12 protein-coding genes are annotated in these 12,178 nt (G+C 72.0%); 9 read left to right on the forward strand and 3 right to left on the reverse strand.

Annotated elements, in window-relative coordinates; genetic code table 11:
• On the forward strand, nucleotides 1-1,062 hold a 1,062-nt coding region (lepA, locus tag CWC38_RS08635), incomplete at its 5' end, for a translation elongation factor 4 (RefSeq protein WP_121846364.1).
• Nucleotides 1,062-2,306, forward strand: coding sequence for a radical SAM family heme chaperone HemW (gene hemW / locus CWC38_RS08640; protein ID WP_121846365.1), 1,245 nt, complete (start codon nucleotides 1,062-1,064; stop codon nucleotides 2,304-2,306). The genes lepA and hemW, both read left to right, overlap by 1 nt.
• Before the next feature lie 30 nt (nucleotides 2,307-2,336).
• On the opposite strand, the gene CWC38_RS08645 is transcribed toward hemW, so the two are convergent.
• Together CWC38_RS08645 and CWC38_RS08650 are read right to left on the reverse strand one after the other, a co-directional pair.
• The gene (locus CWC38_RS08645; protein WP_121846366.1) at nucleotides 2,337-2,777 is read right to left on the reverse strand and encodes a DUF4870 domain-containing protein; all 441 of its coding nucleotides are present in this window, start codon (nucleotides 2,775-2,777) and stop codon (nucleotides 2,337-2,339) included.
• Between the two features lie 166 nt (nucleotides 2,778-2,943).
• Complete coding sequence (locus CWC38_RS08650) at nucleotides 2,944-3,810, reverse strand: DUF3097 domain-containing protein (RefSeq protein WP_121846367.1); 867 nt, start codon at nucleotides 3,808-3,810, stop codon at nucleotides 2,944-2,946.
• A gap of 211 nt (nucleotides 3,811-4,021) precedes the next feature.
• Here CWC38_RS08650 and hrcA point away from each other — a divergent pair, with 211 nt between their 5' ends.
• The 3 genes from hrcA to CWC38_RS08665 all read left to right on the forward strand — a co-directional run bounded on the left by hrcA (nucleotide 4,022) and on the right by CWC38_RS08665 (nucleotide 7,000).
• Entirely contained in the window at nucleotides 4,022-5,035 is a 1,014-nt protein-coding gene (gene hrcA / locus CWC38_RS08655) for a heat-inducible transcriptional repressor HrcA (RefSeq protein ID WP_121846374.1), read from the forward strand.
• A gap of 70 nt (nucleotides 5,036-5,105) precedes the next feature.
• On the forward strand, nucleotides 5,106-6,248 hold the full coding sequence (dnaJ, locus tag CWC38_RS08660; RefSeq protein ID WP_121846368.1) for a molecular chaperone DnaJ: 1,143 nt from the start codon (nucleotides 5,106-5,108) through the stop codon (nucleotides 6,246-6,248).
• Complete coding sequence (locus CWC38_RS08665; RefSeq protein WP_121846369.1) at nucleotides 6,245-7,000, forward strand: 16S rRNA (uracil(1498)-N(3))-methyltransferase; 756 nt, start codon at nucleotides 6,245-6,247, stop codon at nucleotides 6,998-7,000. The genes dnaJ and CWC38_RS08665 overlap by 4 nt, the downstream gene beginning before the upstream one ends.
• A gap of 177 nt (nucleotides 7,001-7,177) precedes the next feature.
• Here CWC38_RS08665 and CWC38_RS08670 read toward each other — a convergent pair whose 3' ends face one another.
• Nucleotides 7,178-8,116, reverse strand: a complete 939-nt coding sequence (locus tag CWC38_RS08670; protein WP_121846370.1) for a GerMN domain-containing protein — start codon at nucleotides 8,114-8,116, stop codon at nucleotides 7,178-7,180.
• Nucleotides 8,117-8,288: 172 nt separating this feature from the next.
• On the opposite strand from CWC38_RS08670, the gene CWC38_RS08675 reads away from it, so the two are divergent.
• The 4 genes from CWC38_RS08675 to CWC38_RS08690 form a co-directional block, all read left to right on the forward strand.
• Nucleotides 8,289-9,386 carry a PhoH family protein gene (locus CWC38_RS08675; RefSeq protein ID WP_121846371.1) on the forward strand — a complete coding sequence of 366 codons (1,098 nt, stop codon included), beginning with the start codon at nucleotides 8,289-8,291 and terminating at the stop codon, nucleotides 9,384-9,386.
• Between the two features lie 68 nt (nucleotides 9,387-9,454).
• On the forward strand, nucleotides 9,455-9,889 hold the full coding sequence (ybeY, locus tag CWC38_RS08680; protein WP_240625180.1) for an rRNA maturation RNase YbeY: 435 nt from the start codon (nucleotides 9,455-9,457) through the stop codon (nucleotides 9,887-9,889).
• Between the two features lie 100 nt (nucleotides 9,890-9,989).
• Nucleotides 9,990-11,033: a GTPase Era gene (locus CWC38_RS08685; protein ID WP_121846373.1), complete on the forward strand. Its 1,044-nt coding sequence runs from the start codon at nucleotides 9,990-9,992 to the stop codon at nucleotides 11,031-11,033.
• Nucleotides 11,034-11,147: 114 nt separating this feature from the next.
• Nucleotides 11,148-12,178: LCP family protein (locus tag CWC38_RS08690; RefSeq protein ID WP_133306242.1), on the forward strand; the 1,031-nt coding region annotated here is incomplete at its 3' end.

A 12,178-nucleotide genomic window follows, 5' to 3' on the forward strand; every position in this document is an offset into this window, starting at 1 on the left:
GTGGGGGAGGTGGGCTACCTCATCACGGGTGTGAAGGACGTCCGCCAGTCCCGCGTGGGCGACACCGTGACCAACCAGCAGAAGCCGGCCCAGGAGTCTCTGGGCGGCTACCAGGATCCGAAGCCCATGGTGTTCTCAGGCCTGTTTCCCGTGGAGGGCTCCGACTACCCCGTGCTGCGGGACGCCCTGGAGAAGCTGCAGCTCAACGACGCCGCCCTGGTCTACGAGCCCGAGACCTCCGCGGCACTCGGCTTCGGCTTCCGCTGCGGGTTCCTGGGTCTGCTGCACCTGGAGATCACCCGGGACCGCCTGGAGCGCGAGTTCAACCTGGACCTGATCTCCACCGCACCCTCGGTGTCCTACAACGTGACGCTCGAGGACCACTCCGAGGTGGAGGTCACCAACCCCTCCGAGTTCCCGGAGGGACGCATCCTGGAGATCCGCGAGCCCATGGTCTCGGCCACCATCCTGGTGCCGTCCGAGTTCATCGGCGCCGTCATGGAGCTCTCCCAGTCCAAGCGCGGCGAGATGAGGGGAATGGACTACCTCTCCGAGGATCGCGTGGAGCTGCGCTACCGGCTGCCGCTCGCGGAGATCGTCTTCGACTTCTTCGACCAGCTCAAGTCCAAGACCCGCGGCTACGCGTCCCTGGACTGGAAGGCGGACGGCGAGCAGGCCGCGGAGCTCGTGAAGGTGGACATCCTGCTGCAGGGCGAGCAGGTGGACGCGTTCAGCGCCATCACCCACAAGGACAAGGCCTACTCCTACGGCGTGCTCATGACGGGCAAGCTGCAGAAGCTCATCCCGCGCCAGCAGTACGAGGTGCCCATCCAGGCGGCCATCGGCTCGCGCATCATCGCGCGCGAGAACATCCGCGCGATCCGCAAGGACGTGCTCTCCAAGTGCTACGGCGGTGACATCTCCCGCAAGCGCAAGCTGCTCGAGAAGCAGAAGGAGGGCAAGAAGCGCATGAAGATGGTGGGCCGCGTGGAGGTCCCCCAGGAGGCCTTCGTGGCCGCGCTGTCCTCGGACGAGGACAACGGGAAGGACAAGAAGAAGTAATGCCCACCCAGCCGGAGGGGGACCCCGCCCCGCGCGACGGCGCCCTCCCCGCGGCCTCGGTGGCGCGCGCGGCCGAGCGCACCCTGAGCCTGTACGTCCACGTCCCGTTCTGCGCCGTGCGCTGCGGGTACTGCGACTTCAACACGTACACCATGGACCAGCTCGGGGACGGGGTCTCCCGGGACGACTACCACCGCGACGCCGCAGCAGAGGTCCGCTTCGCCCGTTCCGTCCTCGACGCCGCGGGGGCACCCCCGCGGGCGCTGCACAGCGTGTTCTTCGGGGGCGGCACGCCCACGCTGCTGCCCGCCCGGGAGCTCGCGAGCATGCTGGAGCAGGCCCGCGAGAGCTTCGGCCTGGCATCGGGTGCCGAGGTCACGGTCGAGGCCAACCCGGACTCCGTGACCCCCGAGACCTTCGAGGTGCTGGCCGGTGCCGGTGTCACCCGCGTCTCCTTCGGCATGCAGTCCGCGGTCCCGCACGTGCTGGCCGTGCTGGAACGCACCCACACTCCGGCCAATGTCCCGCGCGCCGTCGGCTGGGCCAAGGCGCAGGGCCTCGGCACGAGCGTGGACCTGATCTACGGCACGCCCGGGGAATCCGTCGCGGACTGGGAGGCGTCGTTGGACGCCGCCCTGGCCATGGACTCGGACCACGTCTCCGCGTACTCGCTGATCATCGAGGACGGCACCAAGCTCGCCGCCCAGATGCGCCGCGGGGAGGTGCCTCTCGTGGACCCGGACGACCAGGCCGAGAAGTACACGCTCGCGGACGCGAAGCTCGCCTCCGCCGGGTTCCAGTGGTACGAGGTGTCCAACTGGTCCCGGGACGCCCACGGCCGCACCGCGCGGCAGAACCGCAGCGAGCACAACCTCGCCTACTGGCGGGACCAGGACTGGTGGGGGATCGGGCCCGGGGCCCACTCCCACAGCGACGGTGTGCGCTGGTGGAACATCAAGCACCCCCTGCCCTACACCCACCGCGTGCGGGCCGGGGAGTCACCCGCCGTGGGGCGCGAAACCCTCGACGCGGACACCCGCTACGTGGAGCACGTGATGCTGGGCATCCGCATCCGTGAGGGCCTTCCCCTGGCCACGCTGCGCCCGGAGGGCCGCCGCGCCGTCGCCGGGCTGATCGCGGACGGCTGGCTGGACGGACCCGCGGCCCTCACCGGCACGGCGGTGCTCACGGACGCGGGGCGGCTGATGGCCGACGCCGTGACGCGGCGCCTGCTCAACTGGTGAGCCCCGACGGGCCCCGGCGCGGGGGCGGGGTCAGGCGCGGCCGGTGGTGACGCGGTCGTAGAAGTGCGTGCTGAACCGGTACTGGTGGGGCTCGCCGCGGTTCACCTTGATGCCCGCCCGCACGGACGTGACAGCCAGGTACACCCACGTCACGGCGGCGACCACGGAGAACACGCCTCCCACCACGGGGACCAGGGACAGCACGATGCCCGCCAGGATGATCAGGCTCGGCAGCAGCGTGTGGTTCAGGGCCTCCCGGGACTCCTGCGCCGTGAAGGGGCCGCGGTCCGTGAAGACCCGGTGGATCAGGTAGCTGGGCAGCGCGCCCACCACTCCGCCGAGGTGCGCCAGGGTGGCCCACTGGCGGTCCTGCGCCACGTCCAGGGGCTGGGCCACGGGGGACACGGACTCGAACGGGGTGTCCTCGGTGCGAGCGGACTCGGGAACGGGCGTGGCGGCAACGTCAGTCACAGTGGGGTGTCCCTTTCAGGGGCGGTAGCCGGTGCAGGCAGGATCGCGGGGGCCTGGCGCCGTCATTCTACGGTGTGCGGCTGGGAAACCGCCCGGTCGGGCGTCACAGAACGACGTCGTGCGCGTCACCGCGGGCAGGCGGGCCGCCGCAGGCAGGTCGCTCGGCTCACTGCGGGGCGGTGAGGAAGTCGATCAGCTCCTCCACCCGCCCCAGGAGGGCAGGCTCCAGGTCCGCGTAGCTGTTCACGCGCGTGAGGATGGCCTGCCACGCGCGGCCCACGTCCTGGGGCGTGCGGTGGGGGAGTCCGAGCTCCCGCGCCATCCCGGTCTTCCAGTCCTCACCGCGGGGGATCACGGGCCACGCGGGGATGCCGAGCGTGGCGGGCTTCACGGCCTGCCAGATGTCGATGTAAGGGTGGCCCAGGACCAGCACGTTGTCCCGTGCTCCGGGAACCTGCAGGGCCTTCTCGGCGATCCGGGACTCCTTGGACCCCGGCACCAGGTGGTCCACGAGGACCCCGAGCCGACGCTTCGGCCCCGGCCGGAACGAGGCGATGGCACCGGGGAGGTCGTCGATGCCGTGCAGGGGCTCCACCACGATCCCCTCCACGGCGAGGTCGTGGCCCCACACCTTCGCCACGAGTTCGGCGTCGTGGTAGCCCTCCACCCAGATCCGGGACTCCTTGGCCACGGAGGCCCGCAGGCCCTCGACCGCCACGGAGCCGGACCGGGTGAGCCGGGGCTTCGAGGGGCCGGCCGCGGCCACGGGTGGAGTAAGCCGCACGGGCTCCCCGTCCAGGAGGAATCCCGGGCCCAGGGGGAAGGTCTTCACGCGGCCGTGGCGGTCCTCCAGGCCCACCACGCGCATGCCCCCGATGACCTCCACGCTCACGACGGCGCCCACCCACCCGGTCTCGACGTCCTCCAGGACCATGTCGCGGGCCACCGGGACCTCACGGGACGTGGGCCCGGAGCGGGACAGCTGGGGGTCGCCGAGGTCCTGCGGGCCCCAGCCCCACCCGGGTGCGTTCACGGCGGTCTCCTCGTTCTGGTGCTGTGGTCTTCCGACGCGCGGCACCCGCGGTGCTCTGGCACGGGACCGGCCGGGCGGCCGAATCAGCCGCGAGCGTACCAAAGGGGGCGGGGGAGACCCGGGCCGCTAGACTCCCCGGATTAGCACTGTGTTCCCATGAGTGCCAAAATTGACCGGACGCAGCGGCCGGACGCAACGGGAGGTGAACGCCGTGGAGCACCCGCGCAGGGCTCAGATCCTGCGGGCCATCGTGGAGGACTACGTCCACTCGCGCGAACCCGTGGGCTCCAAGGCGCTCGTGGAGCGCCACCGGCTCCCCGTGTCCTCCGCCACGGTCCGCAACGACATGGCCGCCCTCGAGGAGGACGGCCTGATCGTCGCCCCCCACACCAGTTCCGGCCGGATCCCCACCGACCGCGGCTACCGCGTGTTCGTGGACCAGATCTCGGCCCTGCAGCCGCTCACCCCGGCCCAGCGCCGGGCCATCCAGGTGTTCCTCGACGGAGCCGACGACCTCGACGACATCATGGAGCGCACCGTGCGCCTGCTGGCCCAGCTGACGCACCAGGCCGCCGTGATCCAGTACCCCGTGCGCACGGGCATCACGGTGCGCCACGTGGAGCTCGTGGACCTCGGTGCGGACACGCTGCTGGTGATCCTCATCCCCACCTCGGGCCGCGTGGTCCAGCGCAGCGTCGCGCTCGCCGCACCCCTGGACGAGGCGCGCGTGCTGGAGCTGCGGTCCCTGCTGCTCGCGCGGCTGCTGGCCGCGCCCCTGGACACGGTGCCCAGCGCCCTCGCAGATCTCGAGGTCGCGGTACCGGAGGCTTTGGGCGACGCCGCCCGGGCCGTGGGCGACGCGCTCACCGTGCTGGCCGCGGCGTCGGACGAGCACCGGCTCGTGCTGGCCGGAACGGCCAACCTGGCACGCTTCAGCGGGGACTTCCCCCAGAGCATCTCCCCGGTGCTCGAGGCCCTCGAGGAACAAGTGACCATGCTGCGCCTGTTGTCCGAGATGCAGCAGGACGAACGGGGCGTGGCCGTGCGCATCGGCTCGGAGCAGGGCGACGACCCCCTGGCCGAGGCCTCCGTGGTGGCCACGGGCTACGGCCCGCACGCCGCCTCCAAGGTGGGGATCGTGGGCCCCACCCGCATGGACTACCCCACCACCATGGCCTCCGTGCGCGCGGTGGCCCGCTACCTGTCCAAGAACCTGGGGGAGTGAGCGCCGCCCCGGCGCCGCCGCCCCCGACCACTGACACCGACACCGACACGAGAGAAGAAGCGACGACATCGTGAGCGACCACTACGAAACCCTCGGCGTGAGCCGTGACGCCAGCGCCGAAGAGATCAAGCGCGCCTACCGCAAGAAGGCCCGCAAGCTGCACCCGGATGTGAACCCCTCCCCGGAGGCCGCCGAGGAGTTCAAGCGCGTGTCCCACGCGAACGACGTCCTCTCGGACCCGGACAAGCGCCGCGTGTACGACGCCACGGGCAACGAGAACGGCACGGACACGGGATTCGGCGGGGGCTTCCCCGGCACCGGGTTCGGGTTCTCGGACATCTTCGAGACGTTCTTCCAGGGCGCGGGCGCCGGGGGCCAGCGCGGCCCGCAGTCCCGTACCCGGCAGGGCCAGGACGCCCTGATCAACGTGCGGATCTCCCTCAAGGACGCGGTGTTCGGCGTGGAGAAGGACATCACCGTGGACACCGCCGTCACGTGCCCCACGTGCGGGGGCTCGTGCTGCCAGCCCGGCACCAGCCCCACCACGTGCAGCATGTGCAAGGGCTCCGGCCACATGCAGTACCAGCGCCAGTCCATCCTGGGCATGGTCACCACGCAGACGCCCTGCTCGCAGTGCAACGGCTTCGGCACCGTGGTGGAGCACCCGTGCCACGAGTGCTACGGCGAGGGGCGGGTGCGCGACCGCCGCCCCCTGACCGTCAAGACCCCCGCCGGCATCCAGTCCGGCAACCGCATCCGCCTGGGTGGCCAGGGTGAGGCCGGTACCGCCGGCGGCCCCAACGGAGACCTCTTCGTAGAGCTCAAGGTGGACCCCGACCCCACCTTCGTCCGCGAGGGCGACGACCTGCACGCCCGGCTGCGGATCCCCATGACCGCCGCCGCCCTGGGCACCACCGTGACCCTGGAGACCTTCGACGGCACCCGCAGCGTGGAGGTGGAGCCCGGCACCCAGTCCGGAGCCACCGTCACCCTCGACCACCTGGGCGTCACCCATCTGCGCGGCAAGGGCCGTGGGGACCTGCAGGTGCACTTCGAGGTGGAGACCCCGCGCAACCTCACGGGGGAGCAGCGCGAGCTGATGCAGCGTCTGGCCGCACTGCGGGACGAGGAGTCCCACGACGGCACCACCGTGAACACCGCCAGCGCCGGCGGGTTCTTCTCCCGGCTGCGCGGACGGTTCAACGACCTGTGACGAACCCCGTCTTCCACCACGAGGACCTCACCGGGGCGCGCCCCGGCGAGGTCCTCGACGTCGTCGGCCCCGAGGCCAAGCACGCCGTGACCGTGCGGCGGCTGCGGGCGGGCGAGCCCCTGGACCTCGTGGACGGACACGGCACCCGGGCCACCTGCGTCTTCCGGACGGGGGAGCGGGACCGCATGGGCGTGCTCGTCGCGGACGTGCGCCACGAGCACCCGCCTGATCCGCGGCTCACGCTCGTGCAGGCGCTGGCCAAGGGGGACCGGGACCTGCAGGCCGTCGAGTCCGCCACCGAGCTCGGCGTCTCCCGCGTGGTCCCGTGGCAGGCCGACCGCAGCATCGTGCGGCTGCGGGCCGAACGCGCCGCCAAGACCATGGCCAAGTGGGAGTCCTTGCTGGCCACGGCGGCCAAGCAGTCGCGCCGCGCGGCCTGGCCCCGCCTGGAACCCTGGGTGGACACCGCCGGCCTCGCGCGCCTGGTCGCCTCCGAGCCGGAGACCCGGTGGCTCGTGCTGCACGAGAGCGCCCCCACGCGCTGGACCTCCGACGAGGTGGCGGCATGGGGGGAGCGCGGGCACGTGGCCGTGGTCGTGGGCCCGGAGGGCGGGATCAGCGAGGACGAGCTGAGGACCCTGCGGGACGCGGGCGCCCGCCCGCTGCGCCTCGGGAGCACCGTGATGCGCTCCTCGACCGCCGGTCCCGCGGCCCTGGCGGCGTTGAGCGCCGTGCTCGGCAGCTGGGACTGACGCCCACGGGGCCGCCACCCGGGGCCGTCGGCCCGTGACAGGGCACGTCGTCAGGAAAGGCCCTCGTGCGAGACGGTCGGCGTCCGCCCGGACCCTCTTCACGCCTTCGGGTGGGCGGCGGCTCGGGCCGACGGCGCCCGCTGGCTTTCTCGTGCCCGGTTCACCCCGCGCGCGGGGTCACTTGCCATCGGCAACGACGATCTCGTGGTCGTCCACGAGCGTGGTCCCGTGGTCGTCCGTGCCACTCACCCGGACCGTGTAGGTGCCGGGATCGAGATCCACGGTGGTTCGGACCTCGGCGCCCGCGGCGGGATCCGTGCCGGGTGTGGCGGCTTTCACGGTGTCCCCCTTGACCCGGCGGTCACCGGTGGTGATCTCCCAGCGCACGTTGTGCACCGTGGGGAGCACCCGGGCGAAGATCGTCAGGGGGCTGGCCGGGTCCGCCGCGGTCTGGGGATCGATGAGCCAGACGGGTGCCGCCACGGCCGGGTCGCGGGGCAGGGGATCGGTGAGGTCCACGGAGCCGAACGCGCGGTACCCGGTGCGTCCGTCCACGAGGATGCGCACCTCCTTGGCCGTGGACGGGTCCAGCAGACCGGCTGTGACCACCGCGGCGGAGACGGTGTAGACCATCTGCTGCAGGGCCATGCGGGCATCCTGCTCCGACAGCGGCGTGGCGAACGCCGCGGCGGGCAGGTCCACGGTCACGGTTCCGTCCGGGGACACGGAGGACCCCACGGTGCTCACCGCGGACCACAGGGAGCGGTAGTCGGGGTCGGAGGGCTTCGCGGAGGTCACCATGAGGGCCGCGCGCGCCACCGGGTCCGCGACGTCCTTGCTCTCGGGGGTGCGGAACTCCCGGAACAGGTATCCGGCCTGGTCCCCGGAGCCCACCCAGTACACGGGTGCCTGCTCGGTGGCCACGCCGTCCCCGGAGTCGTCCGTGGAGACCGGTGCGGATCCGATGCCCGGTGCGGCCGCCGAACCGTTGTCCGGGCGGTCCGCGGCATTGCCGCACGCACCGAGCCCGAGGGCGAGCGCGGCGGTGAGCGTCACGGCCACGGTGGCCCGGGCGGTTCCGCCGAGCGCTCGTGTCCGTGGTGCCTGAGCCGCCATGCGCTCTCCCTCCCGTGGCTCCGTGCCGTGCGTTCGTGTCCGGTGCGTTTTCCGGCTTCACAACCTACCCACTGCGGCGCGTGTCCGCCGCGCGTGTCGCGCCGGGGGCGGGACCGTTACCGGATCGCAACCGGGGGATCCCTGTCCGGACCTCACGGTACGCTGGGACGTGATGACCGAACGACTCGAGGGGACCGACACCCTGACCACTCCACCCAGTGAATCCACCCGTGTGACCGTGCACCTGCCGGACCGTGACACCGCCGTGCGGTGCCTGGGGCAGGCGGACTCCACCCTGCGCCTGCTGGAGGGCCAGTTCCCCTCCGTGCGCATGACCGTGCGGGACCTGGACGTCTCGCTCGACGGACCCGTGGTGGAGACCCGCCTGGCGGCGTCGCTGCTCGAGGAGCTGCTGGCCATGGCGCTGCGCGGCACGGAGATCACCGAGCGCACCGTCATGCGCGTGTCCCGGATGATGCGCGAGGCCCAGGGCCTGCGCCCCTCCAGCGCCCTGTCCACGAGCATCCTCTCCACGCGGGGCCGCACCATCCGGCCCAAGACCGTGAACCAGAAGGCCTACGTGGACGCGATCGACGAGCACACCGTCGTCTTCGGGATCGGCCCCGCCGGCACCGGAAAGACCTACCTGGCCATGGCCAAGGCCGTGCGCGCCCTGCAGGCCAAGGAGGTCAACCGGATCATCCTCACGCGCCCGGCCGTGGAGGCGGGGGAGCGGCTGGGGTTCCTGCCGGGGTCCCTCAACGACAAGATCGACCCCTACCTGCGGCCCCTCTACGACGCCCTGCACGACATGATGGACCCCGAGTCCATCCCCCGGCTCATGGAGGCCGGCAGCATCGAGGTGGCCCCGCTGGCGTACATGCGCGGGCGCACCCTGAACGACGCCTTCGTGATCCTGGACGAGGCCCAGAACACCACGCCCGAGCAGATGAAGATGTTCCTCACGCGCCTGGGGTTCGGCTCCCGGATCGTGGTCACCGGTGACGTCACCCAGGTGGACCTCCCCGGCTCCACGAAGTCCGGGCTGCGGCAGGTGCAGCACGTGCTGGGCGGCATCGACGACATCGCGTTCTGCGAGCTGACCTCGGCGGACGTCGTGCGCCACGAGCTCGTGGGGGAGATCGTGGCCGCGTACGACCAGTTCGACACCACCAACCGGCACCGCGTGGAGCGGGCCCGCCGGAAGGAGGACCGTCGCGCGGAACGCAGCGCGGGCGGCGTCGGCGAAGCTCAGGGGTCCGGCGCGTGAGCGTGGAGTTCGACCTCCCCTGGGACTCGCAGGAGGAACAGGGAGAGTGGCCCGAGGCGTACCGCGCCGTGGACCGTGCGCAGCTCACCGCGCTCGTGGAGCTGGCCTTCCGCCGCTGGCACGTCCACCCGGACAGCGAGGTCTGCATCGCGGTGGTGGACGAGGACCGGATGGCGCAGCTGCACGAACAGTGGCTGGACCTGCCCGGCGCCACCGACGTGATGTCCTTCCCCATGGACGAGCTGCGCGAGGGCACGCCGGAGGAACCCGCCCTGGGGGTGCTCGGTGACGTGGTGCTGTGCCCCCCGGTGGCCGAGCGCCAGGCGCAGGCCGGGGGCCACAGCACGCGGGACGAGCTCTGCCTGCTCACCGCGCACTCCCTGCTGCACCTGCTCGGGCACGACCACGCCGAGGAGGACGAGCGTGCGCGCATGTTCGCGGCGCAGCGCGCGCTCCTGGAGGAGTTCCTGGGCCGGGACGCGCCCGTGGAGACCATGTCATGACCCCGCCGCACACTCCCGTCCCCTCCCACGCCGCGAGCTGCCGTGCCGCGGCCCGGCGGGGCGGCCACCGCAGCACCCACCGCAGGACCGAGGACCACGCATGAGCCAGGACAGCACCACCACCCCCGAGGACTTCCGCGCCGGTTTCGCCGTGTTCGTGGGCCGCCCCAACGTGGGCAAGTCCACCCTCACGAACGCCCTCGTGGGACGCAAGGTGGCCATCACCTCCAACCGCCCGCAGACCACGCGGCACACGATCCGCGGCATCGTCCACCGCCCCGACGGCCAGCTCGTCCTCGTGGACACCCCCGGCCTGCACCGGCCCCGCACACTGCTGGGCCAGCGGCTCAACGACGTGGTCGCGGAGACCCTGGGCGAGGTCGACGTGATCGGCTTCTGTGTCCCCGCGGACCAGAAGGTGGGCCCGGGGGACCGGTACATCGCGCAGCAGGTGGTCGCCGCCGTGGGTCGCACCCCGGTGGTCGCCATCGTGACCAAAGCGGACCTCGTCCCGCAGGAGCGGCTCATGGAGCAGCTGCTGGCGGTGAGCGAACTCGGCCGCGAGGTCGTCACCGCCGAGCGCAAGCAGCGGGAGGCCCGACGACGACGCCGCGACGCCGCGTCGTCGGGCACCGCGCGTCCCGCGCGGGACGGCTCGCAGGACGACTCCGCGGGCTGGGCCCACGTGATCCCGGTGAGCGCGGCGGACGGCTACCAGATGGCGGAGGTGGCGCAGCTGCTCGTCTCGATGATGCCGGTGTCCCCGCCCCTGTACCCGGAGGGTGACCTCACGGACGAGCCCGAGGTCACGATGATGGCCGAGCTCGTGCGCGAGGCCGCCCTGGAGGGCGTGCGGGACGAGCTGCCGCACTCGCTGGCCGTGGTGGTGGACGAGGTCTCCGAGCGCGAGGGCCGCTCGCCCGAGAACCCCATGCTGGACGTCCACGCGAGCCTGTACGTGGAACGGCCCTCGCAGAAGGCCATCGTGATCGGGAAACGGGGAGCGCGCCTGCGCGAGATCGGCACCCGGGCCCGCGGCCAGATCGAGGCGCTGCTCGGCACGCGGATCTACCTGGACCTGCACGTCAAGGTGGCCAAGGAGTGGCAGCGGGACCCCAAGCAGCTCTCGAAGCTGGGGTTCTGAGCCCCGCCGCTGGGGTTCTGAGCTCAGCCCCCGTCCGCCCGCAGACCGCGCGCTGACCGCTCCCGCCCGTGCGGTGCGGTCACCGCGACCCCCGACAGAGCACAGGAGTCACCGGTGGATCCCAGCTCAGCACCGCGTGGTCACCGCCGCGCCCGGGAGCAGACCCCGTGGGCCACGCACCCCGCGCGTCGCACGGATCCCTCTGGCGAGCCGTACGACCTGCGCCAGACCGGGCGCCACCACCGCGCCCGCGCGCACGGCTCTTCCGCGAAGAAGGCCGCGGCCATCCTCGCGGTCCTCGCCCTGGTGACCGTGATCGGGATCGGCGGCATCGCGGCTCTGCGGCTCACGGGGAACCTGACCTCGAGCCCCCTGAACCTGTCCGACGGGGCCGCGCCCGCCGAGGACGGTCCGCTGGACATCCTGGTGATGGGCTCGGACACGCGCAGCGGCACGGGCAACACCGAGTACGGCAGCAAGGACGACTCCGAGGGCCGCACGGACGTGATGATGCTCGTGCACGTGACCGAGAAGCGCGACGCCGTGACCGTGGTGTCCTTCCCGCGCGACCTCATCGTGGAGATCCCGCAGTGCACGGACCCGGACACCGGGAAGGTGTACCCCGCGGAGAAGGACATGCTCAACAGCGCGGTGGAGCGCGGCGGCCCGGGGTGCACCGTGGCCGCCATCGACAAGCTCACCGGGGTGCACACCGACCACTTCATGCTCGCGGACTTCAACGCCGTCAAGGAGCTCTCCAGTGCCGTGGGAGGTGTGGAGGTGTGCGTGAACGAGGCCGTGGACGATCCCAAGTCCGGGCTCAGGCTCCCCGCCGGGATCTCCACCGTGGAGGGCGAGCAGGCGCTGGCGTTCCTGCGCTCACGCGCCGCGTTCGGCAACGGCGGCGACGAGGCCCGGATCCGCTCCCAGCAGGCGTTCCTGGCGTCCCTGACCCGCAAGATCCAGGCGGACGGGACCCTCACGAACGTCCCGCAGCTGTACCACATCGCGGAGGTCATGACCCAGAACCTGCACGTGGACCAGGGGCTGACCTCCATCACCACGCTCGTGCAGATCGCCGGGACGTTCAACGGAATCGACCTCGGACGGATCGCGTTCGTCACCGCCCCCACCGAGCCCTACCC

This window comes from Kocuria tytonicola (genome assembly GCF_003687455.1).
In the GTDB taxonomy this organism is placed as follows: Bacteria; Actinomycetota; Actinomycetes; order Actinomycetales; family Micrococcaceae; genus Kocuria; species Kocuria tytonicola.